The sequence below is a fragment of the Nocardioides taihuensis genome (assembly GCF_042657275.1).
Classification (GTDB): Bacteria; Actinomycetota; Actinomycetes; order Propionibacteriales; family Nocardioidaceae; genus Nocardioides; species Nocardioides taihuensis.
Genome location: NZ_JBHSKD010000027.1, coordinates 686,849 through 710,447, shown reverse-complemented (window position 1 = coordinate 710,447; position 23,599 = coordinate 686,849). Strand labels below are relative to the sequence as shown.

General features: G+C 74.1%; 22 protein-coding genes. 17 read left to right on the top strand and 5 right to left on the bottom strand.

The genetic code is table 11. The annotated features are described in order from the left end of the window. Positions 1–51: 51 nt before the first annotated feature. From rplU to ACFPGP_RS21390, 10 genes are all read left to right on the top strand, one after another. Positions 52–354 carry a 50S ribosomal protein L21 gene (gene rplU, locus ACFPGP_RS21435; protein ID WP_378593242.1) on the top strand — a complete coding sequence of 101 codons (303 nt, stop codon included), beginning with the start codon at positions 52–54 and terminating at the stop codon, positions 352–354. A gap of 52 nt (positions 355–406) precedes the next feature. Then, entirely contained in the window at positions 407–664 is a 258-nt protein-coding gene (gene rpmA, locus ACFPGP_RS21430; protein ID WP_378593240.1) for a 50S ribosomal protein L27, read from the top strand. Between the two features lie 93 nt (positions 665–757). Then, entirely contained in the window at positions 758–2,272 is a 1,515-nt protein-coding gene (obgE, locus tag ACFPGP_RS21425; RefSeq protein WP_378593238.1) for a GTPase ObgE, read from the top strand. A 10-nt stretch (positions 2,273–2,282) separates the two neighbouring features. Beyond that, positions 2,283–3,368 (top strand): glutamate 5-kinase, encoded by a 1,086-nt coding sequence (gene proB / locus ACFPGP_RS21420; RefSeq protein ID WP_378593236.1) that lies wholly within the window; start codon positions 2,283–2,285, stop codon positions 3,366–3,368. A 36-nt stretch (positions 3,369–3,404) separates the two neighbouring features. Further along, entirely contained in the window at positions 3,405–4,043 is a 639-nt protein-coding gene (locus ACFPGP_RS21415; RefSeq protein WP_378593234.1) for a nucleotidyltransferase domain-containing protein, read from the top strand. Positions 4,044–4,088: 45 nt separating this feature from the next. Next, complete coding sequence (locus ACFPGP_RS21410) at positions 4,089–5,276, top strand: cysteine desulfurase family protein (protein ID WP_378593232.1); 1,188 nt, start codon at positions 4,089–4,091, stop codon at positions 5,274–5,276. Between the two features lie 13 nt (positions 5,277–5,289). After that, positions 5,290–6,414: a tRNA 2-thiouridine(34) synthase MnmA gene (gene mnmA / locus ACFPGP_RS21405; protein WP_378593230.1), complete on the top strand. Its 1,125-nt coding sequence runs from the start codon at positions 5,290–5,292 to the stop codon at positions 6,412–6,414. A gap of 244 nt (positions 6,415–6,658) precedes the next feature. Further along, positions 6,659–8,866 carry an MMPL family transporter gene (locus ACFPGP_RS21400; RefSeq protein ID WP_378593229.1) on the top strand — a complete coding sequence of 736 codons (2,208 nt, stop codon included), beginning with the start codon at positions 6,659–6,661 and terminating at the stop codon, positions 8,864–8,866. Positions 8,867–8,971: 105 nt separating this feature from the next. Further along, on the top strand, positions 8,972–9,625 hold the full coding sequence (locus tag ACFPGP_RS21395; protein ID WP_378593227.1) for a hypothetical protein: 654 nt from the start codon (positions 8,972–8,974) through the stop codon (positions 9,623–9,625). Positions 9,626–9,656: 31 nt separating this feature from the next. Beyond that, positions 9,657–10,649, top strand: coding sequence for a uroporphyrinogen decarboxylase/cobalamine-independent methonine synthase family protein (locus ACFPGP_RS21390; protein WP_378593225.1), 993 nt, complete (start codon positions 9,657–9,659; stop codon positions 10,647–10,649). 61 nt (positions 10,650–10,710) lie between these two features. On the opposite strand, the gene ACFPGP_RS21385 is transcribed toward ACFPGP_RS21390, so the two are convergent. From ACFPGP_RS21385 to ACFPGP_RS21375, 3 genes are all read right to left on the bottom strand, one after another. After that, the gene (locus ACFPGP_RS21385; protein ID WP_378593223.1) at positions 10,711–12,357 is read right to left on the bottom strand and encodes an MFS transporter; all 1,647 of its coding nucleotides are present in this window, start codon (positions 12,355–12,357) and stop codon (positions 10,711–10,713) included. A gap of 14 nt (positions 12,358–12,371) precedes the next feature. Next, positions 12,372–12,956, bottom strand: a complete 585-nt coding sequence (locus tag ACFPGP_RS21380) for a TetR/AcrR family transcriptional regulator (RefSeq protein WP_378593221.1) — start codon at positions 12,954–12,956, stop codon at positions 12,372–12,374. A gap of 99 nt (positions 12,957–13,055) precedes the next feature. Beyond that, positions 13,056–13,757, bottom strand: coding sequence for an alpha/beta hydrolase (locus tag ACFPGP_RS21375; RefSeq protein ID WP_378593220.1), 702 nt, complete (start codon positions 13,755–13,757; stop codon positions 13,056–13,058). A gap of 67 nt (positions 13,758–13,824) precedes the next feature. Between ACFPGP_RS21375 and ligA the strand changes: the two genes are divergently transcribed. Together ligA and ACFPGP_RS21365 are read left to right on the top strand one after the other, a co-directional pair. Next, entirely contained in the window at positions 13,825–15,933 is a 2,109-nt protein-coding gene (gene ligA / locus ACFPGP_RS21370; protein WP_378593579.1) for an NAD-dependent DNA ligase LigA, read from the top strand. Between the two features lie 83 nt (positions 15,934–16,016). After that, the gene (locus ACFPGP_RS21365; RefSeq protein ID WP_378593218.1) at positions 16,017–16,646 is read left to right on the top strand and encodes a hypothetical protein; all 630 of its coding nucleotides are present in this window, start codon (positions 16,017–16,019) and stop codon (positions 16,644–16,646) included. 20 nt (positions 16,647–16,666) lie between these two features. Here ACFPGP_RS21365 and ACFPGP_RS21360 read toward each other — a convergent pair whose 3' ends face one another. Beyond that, positions 16,667–17,731, bottom strand: coding sequence for a WD40 repeat domain-containing protein (locus ACFPGP_RS21360; protein WP_378593215.1), 1,065 nt, complete (start codon positions 17,729–17,731; stop codon positions 16,667–16,669). Continuing rightward, a complete protein-coding gene (locus tag ACFPGP_RS21355) occupies positions 17,728–18,246 on the bottom strand; it encodes a SigE family RNA polymerase sigma factor (protein ID WP_378593213.1) in 519 nt (172 codons plus the stop codon). The genes ACFPGP_RS21360 and ACFPGP_RS21355 overlap by 4 nt, the downstream gene beginning before the upstream one ends. A 105-nt stretch (positions 18,247–18,351) precedes the next feature. Between ACFPGP_RS21355 and ACFPGP_RS21350 the strand changes: the two genes are divergently transcribed. The 5 genes from ACFPGP_RS21350 to ACFPGP_RS21330 all read left to right on the top strand — a co-directional run bounded on the left by ACFPGP_RS21350 (position 18,352) and on the right by ACFPGP_RS21330 (position 23,595). After that, positions 18,352–18,816, top strand: a complete 465-nt coding sequence (locus ACFPGP_RS21350; protein ID WP_378593211.1) for a hypothetical protein — start codon at positions 18,352–18,354, stop codon at positions 18,814–18,816. A 65-nt stretch (positions 18,817–18,881) separates the two neighbouring features. Next, positions 18,882–19,181: an Asp-tRNA(Asn)/Glu-tRNA(Gln) amidotransferase subunit GatC gene (gene gatC / locus ACFPGP_RS21345; protein WP_378593210.1), complete on the top strand. Its 300-nt coding sequence runs from the start codon at positions 18,882–18,884 to the stop codon at positions 19,179–19,181. After that, the gene (gatA, locus tag ACFPGP_RS21340; RefSeq protein ID WP_378593208.1) at positions 19,178–20,719 is read left to right on the top strand and encodes an Asp-tRNA(Asn)/Glu-tRNA(Gln) amidotransferase subunit GatA; all 1,542 of its coding nucleotides are present in this window, start codon (positions 19,178–19,180) and stop codon (positions 20,717–20,719) included. Before gatC ends, gatA begins: the two co-directional genes overlap by 4 nt. After that, a complete protein-coding gene (gene gatB, locus ACFPGP_RS21335) occupies positions 20,719–22,224 on the top strand; it encodes an Asp-tRNA(Asn)/Glu-tRNA(Gln) amidotransferase subunit GatB (protein ID WP_378593206.1) in 1,506 nt (501 codons plus the stop codon). Before gatA ends, gatB begins: the two co-directional genes overlap by 1 nt. 267 nt (positions 22,225–22,491) lie before the next feature. Beyond that, a complete protein-coding gene (locus ACFPGP_RS21330; RefSeq protein WP_378593204.1) occupies positions 22,492–23,595 on the top strand; it encodes a prenyltransferase/squalene oxidase repeat-containing protein in 1,104 nt (367 codons plus the stop codon). The last annotated feature ends 4 nt before the right edge of the window (positions 23,596–23,599 follow it).

Sequence of the window (23,599 nt, the reverse complement as noted above, 5' to 3'; positions counted from 1 at the left end):
GCCGCAGACCCGCAGCGACAACCAGGCAGCGAACAGACGAAGGAGACCGCGGTGTACGCGATCGTGCGCGCAGGCGCCAAGCAGCAGAAGGTGGCCGTCGGCGACGTCATCGAGATCGACAAGATCGCGACGGCGGTCGGCGAGTCCGTGACGCTGCCCGTGGTCATGGTCGTCGACGGCGAGACGGTCACCGCCACCGGGCTCGACAAGGCCGCCGTGACCGCCGAGGTCCTCGGTGCCACCAAGGGTCCCAAGATCGTGATCCAGAAGTACAAGAACAAGACCGGCTACAAGAAGCGCCAGGGCCACCGCCAGAAGTACACCCAGGTCAAGGTCACCGACATCTCCCTCTGAGCACCGCGCTCGAGGCACCCAGCACTCCCAGGATCTCGAAAGAGGAACCGTCATGGCACACAAGAAGGGCGCGGCCTCGACCAAGAACGGTCGGGACTCCAACTCCCAGCGGCTCGGCGTCAAGCGGTACGGCGGCCAGGTCGTCAACGCCGGCGAGATCATCGTCCGCCAGCGTGGCACCCACTTCCACCCGGGCGCGGGCGTCGGTCGCGGTGGCGACGACACCCTGTTCGCCCTCGTGGGCGGTGCCGTCGAGTTCGGCACCCGCCGCGGGCGCCGCGTCGTGAACGTCGTCCCGGCGGGCGAGTGACGACGCTCCGCACCACCACCAGCAGCTGAGGCGAAGGGCGTCCCCGAGGGGACGCCCTTCGTCGTTGTCAGGCCCAACCCGAGAGGACCCCCGATGGCCGTCCCGACGTTCGTGGACCGGGTGACGCTCCACGTCGCCGCCGGCCGCGGCGGCAACGGCGTCGCGTCGGTGCACCGCGAGAAGTTCAAGCCGCTCGGCGGTCCCGACGGCGGCAACGGCGGGCCGGGGGGCTCGGTGATCCTGCGGGTCGACCCCGACGTCACCACGCTCGTGAACTACCACCACAGCCCGCAGCGCCGCGCCGAGCACGGCGGGCACGGCGCCGGCGGGCACCGCAACGGCGGCCACGGCAGCGACCTCGTGCTGCCCGTGCCCGACGGCACGGTGGTCTCCACCGTCCACGGCGAGGTGCTCGCCGACCTCGTCGGCCCCGGCACCGAGATGATCGTCGCCCAGGGCGGCCGCGGCGGCCTCGGCAACGCCGCGCTTGCCTCGAGCAAGCGCAAGGCTCCCGGTTTCGCGCTGCTCGGCGAGCCCGGCGACGAGCTCGACATCGTGCTCGAGCTCAAGGTCGTCGCCGACATCGGGCTCGTCGGCTTCCCGAGCGCCGGAAAGTCCAGCCTGATCGCGGCCGTCTCGCGGGCGCGGCCCAAGATCGCCGACTACCCGTTCACCACCCTGGTGCCCAACCTCGGGGTGGTCACCGCCGGCGACACGACGTTCACGGTCGCCGACGTGCCCGGTCTGATCGAGGGCGCCAGCGAGGGCCGCGGCCTCGGCCACGACTTCCTGCGCCACATCGAGCGCTGCGCGGCGCTGGTGCACGTCGTCGACACCGCCACCATGGAGCCGGGCCGCAACCCGGTCGAGGACCTCGACATCATCGAGCACGAGCTCAGCCGGTACGGCGGGCTCGAGGACCGGCCCCGGCTGGTGGCGCTCAACAAGGTCGACGTGCCCGACGGCCGCGAGATCGCCGAGATGGTGGTCGAGGAGCTGCGCGAGCGCGGGCTGACCGTGATCCCGGTGTCGGCCGCGTCGGGCGAGGGCCTGCGTGAGCTGACCTTCGCGATGGCGGCAGTGGTCGACGCCGCGCGCGCTGCCCGGCCGCTCGTGGAGGCGACCCGGATCGTGATCCGGCCCCCCTCGGCCGACGGCGGCGGCGACTTCTCGGTCACCTCCTCGCCCGAGGGCTGGCGCGTGGTCGGCACCAAGCCGGAGCGCTGGGTGCGGCAGACCGACTTCAGCAACGACGAGGCCGTGGGCTTCCTGGCTGACCGGCTCAACCGGCTCGGCGTCGAGACCCGGCTGCTCGAGCTGGGTGCGGTCGAGGGCGACACGGTGCTGATCGGCGACCCCGACGACGCGGTCGTCTTCGACTTCAAGCCCGGCATCGACGCCGGCGCGGAGGTGCTGAGCCGCCGTGGCGAGGACCAGCGCTTCGAGGAGAGCCGCCCGGCGGCCCGGCGCCGGCGCGAGATCGAGGCCGCGATGGACGAGCGCGCCGAGGGCGAGACCCGGGCCGACGTCGCGCGGCGCCACGACCGCTCCACGGGCTTCGGCCCGATGTCGTACGAGATCGGCAGCGACGACGACCCGGACGCGTGAGGAGCCGCACGTGAGGATCGTGGTCAAGGTCGGCTCGTCGTCGCTGACCACCGCCGCTGGCGGGATCGACCCGGTTCGCGTCGCGCGCCTGACCGACGCCCTCGCGGGGGCCCGCTCCGCCGGCCACGAGGTGGTGCTGGTGTCGTCGGGTGCGATCGCCGCGGGCCTGGCCCCGTTGGGGCTCAAGCGCCGCCCGCGGGCGCTGTCCGCCCAGCAGGCGGCCGCGTCGGTGGGGCAGGGGCTGCTGGTGCACCGCTACACCGAGGAGCTGGCGCGGCACGGGCTGGTGACCGGCCAGGTGCTGCTGACGGTGGACGACGTGACCCGGCGCTCGCACTACCGCAACGCCTACCAGACGTTTGCCAAGCTGCTCGAGCTCGGCGTGCTGCCGATCGTCAACGAGAACGACACCGTGGCGACCACCGAGATCCGGTTCGGCGACAACGACCGCCTGGCCGCGCTGGTGGCGCACCTGGTGCACGCCGACCTGCTCGTGCTGCTCTCCGACGTCGACGGGCTCTACGACGGCGACCCCGCCGACCCCGGCTCGTCGCTGATCCCGGAGGTCGCGGCCGGCGACGACCTCGCCCACGTGCGGATCGGCAAGGCCGGCACGGCGGGGGTCGGCACCGGCGGGATGCAGACCAAGCTGGAGGCGGCCCGGATCGCCACCGGCGCCGGCATCCCGGTGCTGCTCACCGCCGCGGACCTCGTCGCCGAGGCGCTCACCGGCGCGCGGGTCGGGACGCGGTTCCACGCGACCGGCAAGCGCCGCCCGACCCGGCTGCTGTGGCTGGCGCACGCGACCGAGCCCCGGGGCCAGGTCGTGCTCGACGCCGGCGCGGTGCGCGCGGTCACCGAGCGCCGGGCCTCGCTGCTCGCCGCGGGCGTGGTCGGCGTGCACGGCTCGTTCGTGGCCGGCGACCCGGTCGACCTCGTCGACCCCGACGGCAGGCCGGTCGCCCGCGGGCTGGTCAACTTCGACGCCGAGGAGATCCCCGCGCTGCTGGGTCGCTCCTCGCACGAGCTCAAGCGCGAGCTGGGCGCGGCGTACGAGCGCGAGGTCGTGCACCGCGACGACCTCGTCGTGCTGTGATGGCCCGGTGACCGGTCGGGTGGAGGTGGCGCGCTGATGGCCGAGATGGACGACGAGGAGTTCTTCCGCTGGTACGGCGCGTGGGCGCCGCTCGACCCGCCCGGCCTGGCGGCGGTCATGGCCGGGTTCGAGCGGCCGTGGTGGATCGTCGGCGGCTGGTCGGTCGAGGCGTTCACCGGCGTGCCGCGCGAGCACGAGGACGTCGACCTCTCGATCCTGGCGTGCGACATCCCGGCCTTCCGCGAGCACCTGGGTGACGCGTGGACCCCCTGGAGCAACCACGGAGGGACGCTGCGCCCCCTGAGCGAGCGGTTCCCCGAGGTCCTCGACGTGCAGAGCCAGATCTGGCTGCGGCGCAGCGCGCACGACCCGTGGGAGGTCGACCTGCCGATCACGCCCGACCGCGACGGCCTGTGGACCAGCAAGCGCGACCCCGACCACGTCGTGCCGCTCGAGGAGGCGACGTGGGTCGCGGGCGACGGCATCCGCTACCTGCGGCCCGAGATCGCGATCCTGTACAAGGCCGTGCTGCACCGGCCCAAGGACGACGCCGACCTCGCCGTCGTGTGGCCGCGGCTCGACGCCCCGGCGCGGGCCTGGCTGCGCGACAGCATCGCCCGCCTCTACCCCGGGCACCCCTGGCTCGGTCTGGTCGGGGAGGGGTCCCCGGGCTGAGCGGATTCCGGACGCGCGCCCCCGCGCCGTACGCTGGACCCCGCCATGCCCGACCCGACTGTCTACCTCGACCACGCCGCCACGACGCCGATGCTGCCGGCGGCGGTCGAGGCGATGACGCGGCAGCTCGCGGCGGTCGGCAACCCCTCCTCGCTGCACGCCAGCGGCCGGCAGGCCCGGCGGGTCGTCGAGGAGTCGCGCGAGACCATCGCGCAGGCACTCAACTGCCGCCCCGGCGAGGTCGTGTTCACCTCCGGCGGCACCGAGTCCGACAACCTCGCGCTCAAGGGGATCTACTGGGCGCGCCACGCCGGTGACCCCGACCGCCGGCGGGTGCTCTCGACCGCGGTCGAGCACCACGCCGTGCTCGACCCGCTGCACTGGCTGGCCGCCGCCGAGGGCGCCGAGGTGGAGCTGCTTCCGGTCGACGCGCGCGCCCGGCTCGACGTCGACGCGCTGCGCGCCAGCGTCGAGCGCGACCCCGGCTCGGTCGCGCTGATCTCCGTGATGTGGGGCAACAACGAGGTCGGCACGCTGCAGCCGCTCGACGAGGTCGTGGCGCTCGCGGCCGAGCACGGCATCCCGGTGCACACCGACGCCGTGCAGGCGGTCGGGGCGGTGCCGGTCGACTTCGCCGCGTGCGGCGTCGACGCGCTCACCCTGACCGGGCACAAGGTCGGGGGCCCCTACGGCGTCGGCGCGCTCGTCGTACGACGCGAGGTCGACGTGACCGCGCTCGTGCACGGAGGCGGCCAGGAGCGCGACATCCGCAGCGGCACCATCGACGCCCCGGCGATCGCCGGCTTCGCGGCCGCCGTGGAGCTCTCGGTCAAGCAGCAGTCCGAGCACGCGGCCCGGGTCGGTGCGCTGCGTGACGACCTGGTGGCCCGGGTGCTGGAGGCCGTCCCCGACGCGCACCTCCACGGCGCCGAGCTCGACCCGCTCGGCGTGCACCGGCTGCCCGGCAACGCCCACCTCGGGTTCCCCGACTGCGAGGGCGACTCGCTATTGATGCTGCTCGACGCGCGCGGCATCGAGTGCTCGACCGGCTCGGCCTGCTCGGCCGGGGTGCCGCAGCCCTCGCACGTGCTGCTCGCGATGGGCTGCACCGTGGAGGCCGCGCGACACTCGCTGCGCTTCTCGCTGGGCCACACCAGCACGCCTGCCGACGTCGACGCCCTGGTCGAGGCGATCGGCCCGGTCGTCGAGCGGGCGCGGGCCTCGCGCCGGTGACGGGGTCGGCGCAGTGAAGGTGCTCGCCGCGATGTCGGGTGGCGTCGACTCCGCCGTCGCGGCCGCCCGCGCGGTCGAGGCGGGCCACGACGTCACCGGCATCCACCTCGCGCTCTCGCGCAACCCCGCGTCGTACCGCTCGGGCGCGCGCGGGTGCTGCACGATCGAGGACAGCAACGACGCCCGCCGGGCCGCCGACGTGGTCGGGATCCCCTTCTACGTCTGGGACCTGTCCGACCGCTTCCACGCCGACGTGGTCGAGGACTTCATGGACGAGTACGCCGCCGGGCGGACCCCGAACCCCTGCCTGCGGTGCAACGAGAAGATCAAATTCGCCGCGGTGCTCGACCGGGCGCTGGGCCTGGGCTTCGACGCCGTCGCCACCGGCCACTACGCGCGCCTCGAGACCGGCGCCGACGGCCTCGTCGAGCTGCACCGCGCCGCGGACCACGCCAAGGACCAGTCCTACGTGCTCGGCGTCCTCACCCAGCAGCAGCTGCGGCACTCGCTCTTCCCCCTCGGGGGCACACCCAAGCCGGAGGTACGGCGCGAGGCCGAGGCGCGCGGGCTGCGGGTCGCGGACAAGCCGGACAGCCACGACATCTGCTTCGTCGCCGACGGCGACAACGCGGGGTGGCTGCGGGAGAAGCTCGGCGACCGGGCACCCAACCACGGCGGTGACGTGGTCGACGACGCGACCGGCGAGGTGCTCGGCACCCACGAGGGCACCTACGCCTTCACGATCGGCCAGCGCCGCGGCCTGCGGCTCGGCCGGCCCGCGCCCGACGGCCGGCCGCGGTTCGTGCTCGACATCGAGCCCGTCTCCGGCACGGTGCGGGTGGGACCGCGTGAGGGCCTCACGGTCGACCGGCTGACCGCCGACCGCCCCCGCTGGTGCGGCACCGTGCCGAGCCACCTCGAGGGCACGGTGCAGCTGCGCGCCCACGGAGCGGAGCACCGGGCCACCGTGCGCGTGCTCGGGGCCGACGGCGGGCCGGGCGGGGAGCGGGTCGAGATCGACCTGCTCGACCCCGCCCAGGGCATCGCCCCCGGCCAGGCCGCGGTCGTGTACGACGGGTCCCGCGTCGTCGGCTCCGCCACGATCACCGCGACCGCGCGGGTGCGCACCGGCAGCTGAGCGCGCTCTCAGGCGGACGCGCGGCGGGCGCCAGCACACCCTGTCCTGCTGGCGCCGCGGCTCGACGGCGGGCGACACGGTCGGCGGCGGCGCCTCCGACCAGCTGTTCGGCGCCCTCTGGCAGGTCGGCGTCGACCTCGGGTAGCCGCGGTCCCGGGGACGGGTGACCTCCTCGGGACGTTCGCCTCTGCCGCCCCCACCCCCTCCGCCGAAGACTCGGTGGATGGGACCCCGGGGAGGTCGCATGGACGACAGGCAGAACCTCGCCGCCACGATCTGCGGCTGGAGCGTGCGTCACCGTGTCGCGGCCGTCGTCGGCTGGATCGCCTTCGTCGCCGTCTCGATGGTGCTCGGCGGCTACGCCGGCCAGGTCCAGATGACCGAGGACCAGTACACCGCCGGGGAGTCGGCACAGTTCGAGCGGGTGCTCGACGAGCACGGGCTGCGGACCCCGGCGAGCGAGCTGTTCCTGGTGACCACCGACCAGCCGGTCACCACCCCGCAGGCGCGCGCCGTGGTGACCGACCTCGTCGACCGCCTGCGCTCGGCGTCCGGCGTGGAGGACGTCCTCGACCCCTACGCGAACCGGCTGGTCTCCGCCAACGGCCGGGCGGTGCTGGTGCGGGTGACGCTGTCCGGCGACCCGATGACCGCTGGTGACCGGGCGCAGCCGCTGCTCGACGTCGCTGCCGAGACGGCCGCCGCCCACCCCGACGCCCGCATCGACGAGTTCGGCGACGCGTCGGCCAACCACTGGTTCGACGAGACCATCGGCAAGGACTTCCAGCGGGCGGAGTGGACCGCCGTGCCGTTGGCCATCGGGATCCTGGTCGTGGCGTTCGGTGCCCTGCTCGCCGCGGTGCTGCCGGTCGGGCTGGCGCTCACGTCGTTCCTCGCCGCCAACGGCCTGCTGGCCGTCGTGAGCCACCGCCTGCACCTCGACAGCTCCACCAGCTCGGTGATGCTGCTGGTCGGCCTCGCCGTCGGCGTCGACTACTCCCTGTTCTACCTGCGCCGCGAGCGCGAGGAGCGGGTGCGCGGCCGCGACCCGGCCACCGCGCTGCGGATCGCGGCAGCGACGTCCGGACGCTCGGTGCTGGTCTCCGGGCTGACCGTGGTGGCGGCCATGTCGGGCATGTTCCTGTCCGGCATGCTCCTCTTCGAGGGCTTCGCGGCCGCCACGATCCTCGTCGTCCTGATCGCCGTCGTCGGGTCGGTCACCGTGCTCCCCGCGGTGCTGTCGCTGCTCGGTGACCGGGTCGACGCGGGCCGCGTCCCCGGCCTGGGCCGGATGCGCCGCCCGGGCGCGGAGAACCGCTTCTGGAAGGCCGTGCTCGCGCGGGTGCTCCACCGCCCCTGGGTCTCCGTGGTCGCGGCGGCGGGCTTCCTCGCCCTGCTCGCGGTGCCGGCCGCCGGGCTGCACACGGAGAAGCTGAGCCTCGACCAGCTGCTGCCCGCGGACGCCAGCATCATGCAGAGCTACGGTCGGATCACCGAGGCGTTCCCGGGCGGTCCCAGCCCCGCCCGGATCGTGGTCACCGCCCCGGACGTGCAGGGCAGCGAGCTGACCGCCGCGATCGACGACTTCCGCAGCCGCGCCGTGGAGGTGGGCGCCCTCCAGCACCCCGTGCTGGTGACGCCGCACGCCGCCGCGGGCGTCGTGGAGATCTCCGCCCCGCTGGCCGGCAGCGGCGCCGACGCCACGTCGGTCCGGGCGATCGAGACGCTCCGCTCCGAGGTCGTCCCCGAGACGCTCGGCCAGGTCCCCGGCGCACGGGCGTACGTCGGCGGCAACCTGGCCTTCTCCGAGGACTTCAACGCCCAGCTCGAGCACTCGATGGCCCCCGTCGTGGCGTTCGTGCTGGTGCTGGCCTTCCTGTTGATGCTCGTCGCCTTCCGGTCGGTGACCATCGCCCTGGTGTCGGTGGTGCTGAACGTGATGTCGATGGCCGCCGCCTTCGGCGTGATGGTGGCGGTCTTCCAGCACGGCTGGGGCGCCGGGCTCGTCGGCGGCCGCGGCGTCGGTGCGATCGAGTCGTGGGTCCCGCTGTTCTCGTTCGTGATCCTCTTCGGGCTCTCGATGGACTACCACGTCTTCGTCGTCTCGCGGATCCGCGAGGCGCACGACCGCGGCCTCCCGACCCGCGAGGCGGTCGCGCACGGCGTCGCGACGTCCGCCGGCGTGGTGACCAGCGCGGCGGCGATCATGGTGGCGGTCTTCGCGGTCTTCGCCACCCTGTCGATGACCACTTTCAAGCAGCTCGGCGTCGGGCTCGCGGTCGCGATCCTCCTCGACGCCACGGTGGTCCGGGCCGTGCTGCTGCCCGCGGTCCTCTGCTCCCTGGGCGACCGCACGTGGTGGCTGCCGCGCTGGCTCTCGTTCCTGCCGGACAACGCCTACCGTGAGCCGGCGGAGACACCGTCGCCGGACCTCGTGGCCTCGGACCGCTGAGCGGGAAAGGCCCCGGCGTGGGGCTGGCGGGTGACACCGTCGAGGTCTACGGTGATCTGGCAGGTGTCACCACCACGTGCCGGCCGGGTCGAAGAGGGGTCGAACGTGCGCCGACTGCTGGCTGTGGTCTCGGTGCTGCTCGTGCTGTACGCGACGGCCCCGCCGGCGGCCGCTGCCCCGATCGACACGTGGGCCTACCAGCCCGCCACGCACCAGCTGGTCGGGGGCAACGGCACCCTGCCGTTCTCGATCCAGGGCGGTGCGACGTGGTACGCCCCCGATGGCACGGCGGCCATCCAGTTCACCACCGCTCCGTCGCTGGCGACGTCTACGGGCACGGGCTTCTACGCGCCGGGCACGGCGGACTTCACCTACCAAGCGGTGATGTCGATGGACCGGTTGCGGTCGAGGTCCACCCCGAACGTCTTCCAGCTCGGCCTCTACAACGGCCCCCAGATCAAGCTGCAGCTGAGCCAGACCGGCGTACCGACGTGCGTGCTCCACGGCACCGGCGGCCGGATCAAGCTGACGTCGGCCACACCGTCGCTCAACGACGGTGGCCGGCAGCACACCTTCGCGTGCTGGCGCACCGGCGGCACCGTCGGCGTGACGGTCGACGGCGTGACGACCTCGAAGGTGTTCGCACTCGGGAACGTCACCCCGACCGGCCACGCGACCGCGGGCAACCGGTCCTCCACCGGCGGAGCTGCGGACCAGCTCTTCGGGAAGATCTGGCAGCTCAGCGTCAGCATCGGGTAGGCCGCTCCCTGACCTGCCCTAGGGTCGGGGCATGGCGTGGGCGACGGGTGTGGGCTCGATGCCCGGTGAGGACCACGCGGCGTACGCCGAGGCGGTGCGGGTGGTGCTGGGCGAGCTCCCCGACCTGCCCCACGTCCCGGAGCTGCCAGGCCGGGGTGCCCCCGCCGGCATGACCGGCCGGGCGCTGGCGGTCGTCGACGGCCTCGGCGCGGACCTGCAGCCGGCCGGCTGGCGGCTGACCGACAGCCCGGGGGTCGACCACCGGCGCGCACGGAGCCTGCTGGCACAGGACCTCGACCAGGTGGAGGAGCAGGCACAGGACCGCACGGGCGCGTTCAAGCTCCAGGTGGCCGGCCCGTGGACCCTCGCGGCCACGGTCGAGAAGCCGCGCGGCGACAAGGTGCTCTCCGACCGGGGGGCCCGCCGCGACCTCGCCCAGGCGCTGGCCGAAGGGGTCGGCCAGCACGTGCGTGACGTCCGGCGCCGGCTCTCGGGGGTCGATCGCATCGTGGTGCAGGTCGACGAGCCGGCGCTGCCGGCCGTGCTGTCGGGCAGCGTGCCCACGGCGTCCGGCTTCCACCGGCACCGCAGCGTCGACCGGCCGGAGGCCTCCGACACCCTCGCCTGGGTGCTCGACGCGGTCACGGCCGCGGACGCCGAGCCGTGGGTGCACTGCTGCGCCGCCGGGGCGCCGCTCGACCTGCTGCGCGGCGCCGGGGCGCGCGGCCTCTCCGTCGACCTCGCGCTCACCACCGCCGCGGGGCACGACGTCCTCGCCGAGGCGGTCGAGGCGGGGGAGACGGTGGCGCTGGGCGTCGTGCCCTCCACCGAGCCGGCGGCGACGCCGTCCGACAAGGACGTCGTCGAGGGGGTCCTGCGCTGGCTCGACATGCTGGGGCTCGACCCCGGCGAGGTCGCGGGGCGGCTGGTCGTCACCCCGACCTGCGGGCTGGCCGGGTCGAGCCCCCGGTGGGTCCGGCCGGCACTCGCCCTGGCCCGCGACGCCGCCGCCCGCCTCGGCTGACGACGGAACGCACACGGGCCCGGTCGCCCCGTGGCGACCGGGCCCGTGCCCGTGTGTCGGATCAGCCGACGTGGACCGCGACCTCCGGGCCGTCGGTGGCCAGCTCCTCGTGCTTGACGTTGAGCAGCGTCCAGATCAGCAGCGAGGCCAGCGAGATCATCACCGCGCCGGTGAGGAACGCCGCCGTCGCGCCGTCGGTGAACGACGCCTGGAAGGTCGCCGCCTCGAGCAGCGTGATGCCCGTCTGCGGGTCGACCACCTGGTTCGGGTCCCCGCCCGACATCTCGATCGACTTGGCCAGCAGGGGTCCGACGTCGGCCGCCCGCTGGTTGGCGAAGTGCGCCGAGACCGTGGCGAGCGTGGCCAGGCCGAGCGCACCGCCGACCTGCTGCATGGTGTTCAGCACGCCCGAGCCGATGCCGGAGTCCTCCGCGCGCACGTGGTGCACGGCGGTCAGCGTCAGCGGCACGAAGGTCAGGCCCATGCCGATGGACATCAGCAGGATGAACGGCAGGATCGAGGCCCAGTAGCTGACGTCCTGCCCGGCGGGGTCACCGGCGGCCAGCGCGCCGAGCACGGACACCGGGGAGTCGTCGATGCTCAGCCGCGAGAACCCGAACAGGGCCCCGGTGGCCATCAGCGTGCCGACGCCGGCGATGAAGCGCGGGTCGATCGTGGCGACGAGCTTCGACGAGACCGTCGCGCCGAGCACGATGCCCACCGAGAACGGCAGGAACGCGAAGCCGGCGTGCAGCGGGCTGTAGCCCATCACCTGCTGGATGAACAGGCTCAGGAAGAAGAACATCGCGAACATCGCCGCGGGCACCAGCATCATCACCACGAAGCTGACGGCACGGGTGCGGTTGCGGAAGATCCGCGGCGGCAGCAGCGGGTCCTCCTCGCGGGACTCGATGAACAGGAACAGCACGACCAGGGCCACGCCGGCGACGAGCGAGGCGATGGTCCAGGGGTCGCCCCAGCCGGTGTCGGGCTGGCCGGCGCGGGTCAGGCCGTAGACGATGCCGAGCAGGCCCAGGGTGCCGGTCACGGCACCGGGCACGTCGAGCTTGCCGCGGTGGCGGTCGGACTCCGCCAGCAGGCGCGGCGCGAGCAGCGCGGCGGCCAGGCCGATCGGCACGTTGATCAGGAAGGTGAGGCGCCACCCGTCCACGTCGTAGCCGAACACGCTGGTCAGGCCGGTCAGCCAGCCGCCGAGGATCAGGCCGACGGCGGCACCGGCGCCCGACATCGCGGCGTACACCGCGAACGCGCGGTTGCGCTGCGGCCCGGCCGGGAACGTCGTGGTGATCAGTGCCAGGGCGGCGGGGGAGGCCAGCGCGGCGCCGAAGCCCTGCAGGCCCCGGGCGGCGAGCAGCAGCGGCTCGGTCGTCGCCAGACCGCCCAGCAGCGAGGCGGTCGCGAAGATCGTCAGGCCGAGCATGAAGATCTTGCGGCGGCCGTAGAGGTCGCCGAGGCGCCCGCCGAGCAGCAGCAGGCCGCCGAAGGCGAGGGCGTAGCCGGTGACGATCCAGGACAGGTTGGCCTGGTCGATGTCGAGGTCCGCCCCGATGTAGGGCAGGGCGATGTTGGCGATGGTCGCGTCGAGCACCACCATCAGCTGGGCCACCGAGATGAGGACGAGCGCCCAGCCCAGGTGGGCGTGGGAGCCGGAGGTCTTCTCCTCGGTCGGCGCGATCTGTTCGGTCATGGCGTTCCTTCTTCTCAGGGCCTGGCGGCAGGCAGGATGATCTGGTCGATGACGCGGGCGATCAGCTCGCGGGTCGGTGGCTCCCCGAGCATGAAGCTGCGGTGGAGGAGGATCCCGGCGAGAGCCGGGCCGAACAGGGACGGGTCGAGGTCGGCACGCACCTCGCCGCGGGCCAGCGCTCGCTCGTAGATGGCCAGCGACGTCGCGATCTTGGGTCCCACCACGCGGGTGCGGAACTCCGCGGCGAACTCCGGGTCCCGGTCGATCGCGGTGAGCACGCTCGAGAGCGTCGCGACGGTCTTGTGCTCCACGAGGCCGCCGAGGCCGCAGAAGGCCTCGAGCAGGTCGCCGCGGAGGCTGCCGGTGTCGGGGACGGGCGGCGCCTCCTTCTGCGACAGCAGGGCGTCGATCACGAGCGCGACCTTGCTGTTCCACCGGCGGTAGAGCGTGGCCTTGGAGGCCTTCGCCCGGGTCGCCACGGCGTCCATGGTGAGGCGGTCGTAGCCGACGTCGGCGAGCACCTCGAGGGCGGCCTCGAGGATCTCCTGCTCGCGGTCACCCGCGACCCGGGGACGGGTCGAGGCCTCGATGGGAGTCATGGCGGTGAGGGTCTCCGTTTCCTGTTACTCGGATGAAACGAAACTGTTTCGTTTCATCCCGAACAGGCTAGGCGGCCCGACGATTCCCGCGAAATCGATTTACTCCGGACGGTCTGGACCAGTGGCGGCTGGTGGTCCGGGTCGGTCCGTCCAGCGGTCCAGCAGGTCGAGGCTGCGGGTGAGGGCGACCTCGTTCCAGTCGGCGGCGCCGCGGAGCATGTAGTGGCCGAGCCGGCCCATGTCGACCAGGTCCGCCGACGCCGCCACCCGGCGCGCCCGCTCGACGTACGTCGCGGTGGCGCGCGCCGAGGTGATCCGGTCGCGCGACCCGTGCGCCGCGACCAGGTGGCGTCCCGCCAGGGCGGCCACCTCCTCGCCCGGCGGGAGCCACGGCGCCAGCGCGACCACCCCGACCACGCCGGGCTCGTCGGCCACGTGCACCGAGGTGCGGGCGCCCATCGAGTGGCCCAGCAGCACGACCGGCACGTCGCCGTACACCTCGCGCACCTCCCCGAGGGCCCACCGCGCGTCGGCGACGGGGGAGGGGCCGCCGTTCCAGCCGCGCCGGCGGTAGCGGAGCAGGCAGGTGGCCACGCCCGCCTCGTGCGCCCCCGGTGCGATCGCCCGCTGCATCGCCGCACTGCGTCGCCACGACGCGCTGCGGCCGTCGACGGCCTGGCGCGATCGCTCCTTGCCGCCGTGCAGCATCAGCACGACCGCGCGGGCGGTCCCCGCAGGGTCGAGACGGGTCAGTGCGGGCTGGTGCCGGTCCTCGGACTGCACGGGCAGGGCGGTCTCCACGGATCTGGTTCGGAGCCGCCAGTGTGACGGATCGGTGGGCCCCGACCTGTCGGCGCGACCCGGCAAGATGTCCCCCATGAGCACCCCACAGCCGGCGCCCGCCGAGGCCCGTGAGGAGCACCAGGAGCTGGCCGAGCAGGTCGAGGACGCGCGCTGGCGCTACTACGTGCTCGACAGCCCGACGCTCTCCGACGCCGACTTCGACCGGCGCATGCGTCGGCTCGAGGAGCTCGAGGTGGAGTTTCCCGAGCTGCGCACCCCCGACTCGCCGACGCAGAAGGTGGGCGGCGCGGTCTCCACCGAGTTCACGGCCGTCGACCACCTCGAGCGCATGGAGAGCCTCGACAACGCCTTCAGCCACGACGAGCTCGCCGCGTGGCACGCGCGGCTGGCCCGCGACGGCGTGACCGACCCGGCCCTGCTCTGCGAGCTCAAGGTCGACGGCCTCGCGATCAACCTGCTCTACGAGGGCGGCCGCCTGGTGCGGGCGCTGACCCGCGGCGACGGTCGCACCGGTGAGGACGTCACGCCCAACGTTCGCACCATCGACGCCGTACCCCACCGGCTGCGCGGCACCGAGGAGTTCCCGGTGCCCGAGCTGATCGAGGTGCGCGGTGAGGTCTTCCTGCCCGTCGAGGCCTTCGAGCGGCTCAACGAGTCGATGACCGAGGCGGGCCGGCCGGTCTTCGCCAACCCGCGCAACGCGGCCGCCGGGTCGCTGCGCCAGAAGGACCCGCGGGTCACCGCCACCCGCGCTCTCGGGATGGTCTGCCACGGCATCGGGGCGCGCCGCGGCTTCGAGCCCGTCGCGCAGTCCCACGCCTACGCGGCGCTGGCGGCGTGGGGACTGCCCGTGTCGGAGCAGGTGCGGGTGCTGCCGACCCTGGCCGAGGTCGAGGACTACATCCAGCACGCCGGTGACCACCGGCACTCGATCGTGCCCTACGAGATCGACGGCGTGGTCGTGAAGGTCGACGACGTCGCCCTGCAGCGGCGGCTCGGCTCGACCAGCCGTGCCCCGCGGTGGGCGATCGCTTTCAAGTACCCGCCCGAGGAGGTCAACGCCCGGTTGCTCGCGATCGAGGTGAACACTGGGCGCACCGGCCGGGTCACGCCGTTCGGGGTCATGGAGCCGGTCCGCGTGGCCGGCTCCACGGTGGAGCGGGCCACGCTGCACAACGCGCACGAGGTCAGGCGCAAGGACGTCCGCCCGGGCGACACGGTGATCCTGCGCAAGGCGGGCGACGTGATCCCCGAGATCGTGGGGCCGGTGCTGCCGCTGCGTCCGGAGGGCCTCGCGGAGTGGGTGATGCCGACCGAGTGCCCCTCGTGCGGCACCCCGCTGGCGCAGCAGAAGGAGGGCGACAAGGACCTCCGCTGCCCCAACACCCGGGCCTGCCCGGCCCAGCTGCTCGAACGGGTCTACCACGTGGCCAGCCGCGGCGCGTTCGACATCGAAGGCCTCGGCTCGGAGGCGGCGCACGCGCTGCTCTCTGCCGGCGTCATCTCCGACGAGGGCGACGTCTTCGACCTCGACCGCGACAAGCTGCTGCGCACCGACCTCTTCACCCGCGCGCCGAAGAAGGGGGAGGAGGGCCCGCAGCTCAGCGCGAACGGTGAGGGGCTGCTCGCCCACCTCGCCGAACGCAAGCAGGTGCCGCTGTGGCGGGTGCTGGTCGCGCTGTCGATCCGCCACGTCGGGCCGACCGCGGCCCGGGCGCTGGCCCAGGAGTTCGGCTCGATGGCGGCGATCCGCGCCGCGACCGAGGAGCAGCTCGCGGCGGCCGAGGGCGTGGGCCCGACCATCGCCGAGGCGGTGATCGCGTGGTTCGAGGTCGACTGGCACCGCGCGATCGTCGACAAGTGGGAGGCGGCCGGGGTCGCGATGGAGGACGCCCGCGACGAATCCGTCGCCCGCACCCTCGAGGGCCTCACGGTCGTGGTCACAGGGTCGCTGGTCGACTTCAGCCGCGACTCGGCGAAGGAGGCGATCCTGGCGCGCGGCGGCAAGGCCGCGGGCTCGGTGTCGAAGAAGACCGACTACGTCGTCGTCGGGGAGAACGCCGGCTCCAAGGCCGACAAGGCCGAGCAGCTCGGTGTGCCGGTGCTCGACGAGGACGGCTTCAAGCGGCTGCTCGACTCCGGGCCCGAGGGCGGCGTCGGGACCGGGGCCTGAGCCGGGGCGTGCCGTCCCTCATCTGGGTGAGGCGAGGTCTGGACCGGGAGTCCCGCACGCCCGCGGACGCCTAGTCTGGCCGGGTGTCCGGTCGGCACAGCCAGCGTGCGGCGTGGCGCCCCCAGCGGCTCGCGCCGGTGCTGGCGGTCGCCGTGGCGCTCGTCGCCTGGGCCGCCGTCTCCCTCGCCCTGCTGCTCACGCCGGCCGGCACGACCCCGGATGCGCACGGCTCGCTGGCCGGCACCGTCGTCCGCGACGCCGTGCCGCCCGCCGCCGTGCCGCCCCGGACCCTGCGTCTTGCGCCCACCGCGGCCGTGGACGCCACCCCGTCCGACCGTCGTGCCGGAGCGAGCCGGGCGATCGTCCGCGTCGCCATCGCCGCGACTGCCGCCGCCTCGGCCGGCGACCCCGCCACCGGGTCGCCGGCCGGGGGCGGCGACCCGGCGGCCGGCCCGGTGGGCGACGGCGGAGGCGCCGGCGGGACGAGCGCCACCACCGGTGGGAACGGCGGCGACCCGGGCACGCCGACGACCGGCCCGACGACCGGCCCGACGACCGGTCCGCCGACCAGCGACCCGACGACCGCCCCGACCAGCACGAGCGACCCCACCTCCAGCGACCCGACGACCACGACGACCACCCCGACGGGGTCGACGTCGCACGGACCGCCGTCCACCCCGCCGGGGCACACGCACACCCACAGCCCGCACTAGAGACGGACCCCGGCATGCACCTAGCTCTCGTAGGTGCGACCGCCGAGGCGGGGGAAGGCGTCCCGTGGCAGGGGCGGCGTCAGTGCGTCGTCCGTGCACTCCGCGGTCGTCGCGTCACAGGTCGTGACGCGGTCGCCGGCCACGGCGAACAGGTCGCCGCCGCTGGTCCAGCCCCAGTCGGACCCGGTGCTCGGCAGCGTCGTCGTCGCGCCGGTGGACACGTCGAGCACCTGGTCGCCGAGGAGCAGGAGGCTGCCGTCGGGCGAGAGGACGGGCCAGGCGCCGCCCGCGAGGGTGAGGAGCGTCTTCCCGCTCACCACGTCGAGCACGGCGTCCTCACCGCCCTGCCGGGCGACGGTGTGCCCTCCGGCGACGGCGGGCATGCCGCCGCCCAGCCCGTCGACCGGGCCACCCTCGCCGGTCGCGATGTCGAGGGCCACGGTCTGGTTGCGGTAGCCGACGTACAGGGTGTCGCCGTCGAGCCCGAGCGGCGGGACCTCCCAGTAGCTCGGCGGGAGGTCGGGCAGCGGCACCTTCCGTGCCACGTCCCCCGTCTCCACGTCGCGCACGACGGCGACGAAGCCGTCGCCTGCGGGCTCGGCGAGCGCGTAGACGTCCTCGTCGGGGTCGGTGGCCGGCCCGACGCCCTCCGGCACGGTGCCGAGGTCGACCGTGGAGCCGTCCCAGCGCACGAGCGTCAGCGACTCGGGGCCCGAGCCGTCGGACGCGCCGTCGTGGGGGTTGCTGCGGACCAGCACGCCGGCCGCGGTGTAGTGCAGCGAGTGGACCGTGTCGGGCACCTGCGCCGTGTGGCCGTCGACGTGGACGTCGGAGCCCACGGCCCAGGCTGCGTGGTCGTCCGTGGTCGCGGGGTCGACCGCGCGCGACCCGCCGTCGCCGGCGACGACCACGACGCCGACGGTGGCGGCGACGAGGGCGGCAACGCCGGCCGCGGCGAGGCCGGCGGTGACCCGCTGGCGGCGGCGCAGCCGGTGCCCCTCGGCGAGGACGGCGGCGGTGTCGGGGACGGGCGGCACGAGGTGCGTCGCCTCGTCGTGCAGCAGCTGGCTGAGTCGTGCGGTCATGACGTGCTCCCGGAGCTGAGGGGGACGACGGAGTCGCCCAGGTGTGACCGGAGGACCTTCAGCGCGTCGTGCGTCTGCGACTTGACGGTCCCCTCGGAGCAGCCGAGGACCCGCGCGGCCTCCGCGACCGAGAGGTCCTCGTAGTAGCGCAGCACCACGACGGCCCGCTGGCGCGGGGCCAGCAGGTCGAGCGCGGCCACCACGGTGGGGCGCAGGCTGGGGTCGGCCCCCTCCACCTGCGGCTCCGTGAGGGTCTCGGTCGGCAGCTCGCGCCGCCACGACCGCTTGCGGATCCACTCGGCGGCGGTGTTGACCAGTGTGGTGCGCGCGTACGCCGGCGCGGCCCCGACGTCGCGGACCCGGCGCCAGGAGGCGTAGGTGCGGGCGAGCGCCGTCTGCACCAGGTCCTCGGCCAGCCCGTGGTCGCCCAGGATCAGGTACGCCGTGCGGTACAGCGAGCCCCAGGTGGCCGCGACGAGCTCGGCGAACTCGTCGTCGGTCGGGGATCGGGTCATCGGTCCTCCTCGAGATGGGTGTACCTGCAGAGATGGCCGCCAGGGGGCGTGGGGTTGGGTGGCCGCCGAGTTGCGTGTGGTGCGGACCGGTCTAGTCTGGTCCGGATGTCCGGCAAGCACGTCAAGCGGGTGGCGTGGCGTCCTCGACGCCCCGCCCCGCTGCTGACCCTGCTCGCGGGGTTCGGCACGTGGGTGGCGCTGGCCGCCGTGCTCGTGCTGCTGCCGTCCACCTCGCCGGCCGACGTGCACGGCCCGATCGGCGGGCAGACGCACGACCGGGGCGACGACGACGTCGCCGTCGTACCCCCGCAGACGCTGAGCACCGGGTCCGTGAGCCCGTCAGACCCGACGCCGTCGGGCGGCGCGGCCCGCGTCTCGAGGGACGCTCCCGGCACGACGGAGCAGGACGCCGCGACCAGTGATCCGACGACGAGCGCGCCGACCGGCGAGCCCACCGGCGACCCGACGACCGCGGACCCCGCCCCGGCGCCGACCTCCCCGCCGGGGCAGGCCAACGGCCACGACCACGACCACCCCGGGCAGGGGCACGGACCACCCGGGAAGCCCTGAGCCCGAGGGCTCAGCCGGCTTTCCTAGGATGGGCGTCATCCCGACCCCCGGCAGGAAGCCTGCGCATGCCTGAGATCACCCGTGACGAGGTCGCCCACCTGGCGACGCTCGCCCGGATCGACCTGTCCGACGCGGAGCTCGACCAGCTGGCACCCCAGCTGAGCGTGATCCTCGAGTCCGTCGCCTCGATCACCGGTGTGGCCGGTGACGACGTCCCGCCGACCTCGCACCCGCTGCCGCTGACCAACGTCTTCCGCGACGACGTGGTCACCCCCGGCCTCACCGCGGAGCAGGCGCTGTCGGGTGCCCCGGAGCAGGAGCAGCAGCGGTTCAGCGTCCCGCGGATCCTGGGGGACGAGCAGTGACCACCTCGGAGCACAGCGACCTGACCCGCCGCACCGCCGCCGAGCTCGCCGACGCGCTGGCGGCGGGGGAGACCTCCTCGCAGGAGGTCACCCGCGCCCACCTCGACCGCATCGGCGAGGTCGACGGCGCGGTGCACGCCTTCCTCCACGTCGACGCCGAGGGCGCCCTCGCGCAGGCCGCCGCGGCCGACCGGCGGCGCGCGGCGGGCAAGGCCGCCTCCCCGCTCGACGGCGTCCCGATCGCGGTCAAGGACGTGATGACCACGGCCGGGCTGCCCACGACGTGCGGCTCGAAGATCCTCGAGGGCTGGGTCCCGCCGTACGACGCCACCGTGGTCGCGCGCCTGCGCGCGGCCGGGCTGCCGATCCTCGGCAAGACCAACATGGACGAGTTCGCGATGGGCTCCTCCACCGAGCACTCCGCCTACGGCCCGACGCACAACCCGTGGGACCTCGACCGGATCCCCGGCGGCTCGGGCGGCGGCTCGGCCGCGGCGGTCGCGGCCTTCGAGGCACCCCTCGCGATCGGCACCGACACCGGCGGCTCGATCCGCCAGCCCGGCGCGGTCACCGGCACCGTCGGCGTGAAGCCCACCTACGGCGGCGTCTCGCGCTACGGCCTGGTGGCCCTGGCCAACTCGCTCGACCAGGCCGGACCCGTCACCCGCACGGTCCTCGACGCGGCGCTGCTGCACGAGGTGATCGGCGGCCACGACCCCCGCGACTCCACGAGCATCGACCAGCCCCTGCCCGACCTGGTCGCCGCGGCCCGGCAGGGGGCGACCGGCGACCTCTCCGGCGTCCGGATCGGCGTCGTCGAGGAGCTCGGCGGGAAGGGCTACCAGGCCGGCGTCCTCGACCGCTTCCGCGAGTCGGTGGACCTGATGGTCGGTGCTGGCGCCGAGGTCGTCGAGGTGTCCTGCCCGCACTTCGTGCACGCGCTCGCGACCTACTACCTGATCCTCCCGGCCGAGGCGTCCAGCAACCTCGCCAAGTTCGACGCGATGCGCTACGGCCTGCGGGTCGTGCCCGAGGACATCGAGAACCCCAGCGCCGAGGACGTCATGCGCGCCACCCGCGACGCCGGCTTCGGCGACGAGGTCAAGCGCCGCATCATCCTCGGCACGTACGCGCTGTCCAGCGGCTACTACGACGCCTACTACGGACAGGCGCAGAAGGTGCGCACGCTGATCGCCCGCGACTTCGAGGCGGCGTTCGAGCGGGCCGACGTGCTCGTCTCGCCGACGGCTCCCACCACGGCCTTCCGGCTGGGCGAGAAGCTCGACGACCCGTTGGCGATGTACCTCAACGACCTGGCCACGATCCCGGCGAACCTGGCCGGCGTCCCGGGCATCTCGGTGCCCAGCGGGCTGGCCGACGAGGACGGCCTCCCGACGGGGCTGCAGGTGCTCGCGCCGGCCACCGCCGACGAGCGCGTCTACCGCGTGGGCGCCGCCGTCGAGACCCTGCTGCGCGACGTGTGGGGCGGACCCCTGCTCGACCGTGCTCCCGACCTGGCCACGAGCGGAGCCCGCTGATGACCTCCACCTCCACCCCCGCCGAGCTCCTCTCCTTCGAGGAGGCGCTGGCGAAGTTCGACCCGGCCCTCGGCCTCGAGGTGCACGTCGAGCTCAACACCGCCTCGAAGATGTTCTGCGGCTGCCCGACCGCCTTCGGTGCCGAGCCCAACACCCAGGTCTGCCCGACCTGCCTCGGCCTGCCCGGCGCGATGCCGGTGGTCAACGCCATCGCGGTCGAGTCCGCGATCCGGATCGGTCTGGCGTTGAACTGCCAGATCGCCGAGTGGTGCCGCTTCGCGCGGAAGAACTACTTCTACCCGGACATGCCGAAGAACTTCCAGACCTCGCAGTACGACGAGCCGATCGCCTTCGACGGCTGGACCGAGGTCGACGTCGACGGCGAGACCTACCGGATCGGCATCGAGCGCGCCCACATGGAGGAGGACACCGGCAAGTCGCTGCACGTCGGCACCTCGGGCCGCATCCACGGCGCCGACTACTCGCTGGTCGACTACAACCGGGCCGGCATCCCGCTCATCGAGATCGTCACCAAGCCGATCACCGGCACGCGCGAGCAGGCGCCGCCCGTCGCCCGGGCGTACGTCGCGCAGCTGCGCGACCTGCTGCTCGGCCTCGGCGTCTCCGACGTCCGGATGGAGCAGGGGTCGCTGCGCTGCGACGTCAACCTCTCGCTGGCGCCGGCCGGGTCCGACGTGCTCGGCACCCGCACCGAGACCAAGAACGTCAACTCCCTGCGCTCGGTCGAGCGGGCGGTGCGCTACGAGGTGCAGCGCCACGCCGCCGTGCTCTCGCGGGGGGAGTCGATCCTCCAGGAGACCCGCCACTGGCACGAGGACACCGGCGTCACCACGAGCGGCCGGGAGAAGTCCGACGCCGAGGACTACCGCTACTTCCCCGAGCCCGACCTGGTGCCGGTCGCCCCGAGCCGTGAGTGGGTCGAGGCCCTGCGCGCCCAGCTGCCCGAGCCGCCGCACGAGCGGCGGGCGCGGCTGCAGGCCGAGTGGGGCTTCTCCGACCTCGAGATGCGCGACACCGTCGGCGCCGGCGCGCTCGGGCTGGTCGAGCGCACCATCGTGGCCGGCGCGACCCCGCAGGCGGCGCGCAAGTGGTGGCTGGGCGAGCTGGCCCGCCGGGCCCGTGAGGACGGCGTCGAGCTCGAGGACCTTTCCGTGACCCCGGGCGACGTGGCCGGCGTGCAGGCGCTGGTCGACGCCGGCACGATCAACGACAAGCTGGCCCGCCAGGTCCTCGACGGGCTGCTCGCCGGCGAGGGCTCACCCGAGGAGATCGTGGCCGCGCGCAACCTCGCGATCGTCTCCGACGACGGGGCCCTCGGCGCGGCGGTCGACGCCGCGATCGCCGCCCACCCCGAGGTCGCCGACAAGATCCGCGACGGCAAGGTGGCCGCCGCCGGCGCGCTGATCGGCGCGGTGATGAAGGAGATGAAGGGCCAGGCCGACGCCGGCCGCGTGCGCGAGCTGATCCTCGAGCGCCTGTCCTGATCCCGCACCCCCGGCCGCCCGGCGCCACGGCGTCCCGGGTGGAGTAGTCTGCGCGAGCACACAACCCGTCACACGCCCGCCGTGGGGGAAGCCGGTCCAAGTCCGGCGCTGACCCGCAACCGTAGGCCGCCACCGTCCCCGACGGTGGCAGCGAGCCGGAGCACCCGCAGCGACGCGTCCTGAACACACGCTGTCGTGGAAAGCAGCGGGTGGACACCCGGGGGTCCCCTCGGGCGCACCGCCCGCTGTCGCAGCGGGAAGGAACTCATGCGCCACCCGTCCCCCGTCTCCCGTGCCGCCGCCGTGGTCGCGGCCGGAGCCCTCGCCCTCGGTGCCGTCGGTGCCGCCACCCCGGCCCAGGCCGGACCCGCGCCGGGCTCCGCCGAGTCCGCCGCCGACTGGCTGGTCGCCCAGACCAACGCCGAGCACCTCGTCCACAACGACCAGTTCGACTTCGACGACTACGGCCTCACCGCGGACATCGTGCTCGGCCTCGACGGCCTCGGCCTCGCGTCGTACGCCGCGCCGATGGCCGACGCGCTGGCCGGCCACGTCGACGACTGGACGACCTACAAGCGTCAGGTGTTCGCGGGCTCGGTCGCCAAGGCCGTCGTCGTCGCCCAGGAGAACGGCTACGACCCGACGTCGTACGGCGGCGTGGACCTGGTCAGCCGGCTCGAGGCCCGGGTCAGCAGCGACAAGCCGATCGTCGGACGGGTCGAGGACAAGGCCCCGGACGACTACGTGAACGTGGTCGGTCAGGCCTTCGCCACGCAGGCGCTGGGCGTCGCGGGCTCGGACCGGGCCGCCCAGGTGCGCGGCTACCTGCTGAAGCAGCAGTGCAGCGCCGGCTACTTCCGGCTCAACCTCCCGGGCAAGGCCAAGCAGGACCAGTCGTGCGACGCCGGCAGCCGCACCGGGATCAGCGCGCCCGACACCGACGCGACCGCCCTGGCGGTGCTCTCGCTGCAGGCGCTCCCGGCCGGTGCCACCACGACGAAGGTGCGTGCCGCGATCACGGACGCCCTGACCTGGCTGAAGCGCCGGCAGAAGGACAACGGCAGCTTCGGTGGCGGGACCTCGACCGAGGCGAGCAACGCCAACAGCACCGGCCTCGCGGGCTGGGCGCTGGGTGAGGCGGGCGCCTGCCGGGCCGCCGACAAGGCCGCTGCGTGGGTGTCGAAGCTGCAGGTTCCGGCCGATCAGGCCGGTCCGCTGGTGGACGACCCCGGCGCGATCGCCTACGACCGGGCGGCCTTCGACTCCGCCGTCGGCACCGGCATCACGGTCGAGGCGCGCGACCAGTGGCGTCGCGCGAGCGCGCAGGCGGCGCCGGCGCTGCAGTACGACCTCGTCTCGTGCCAGGCCTGAGGCC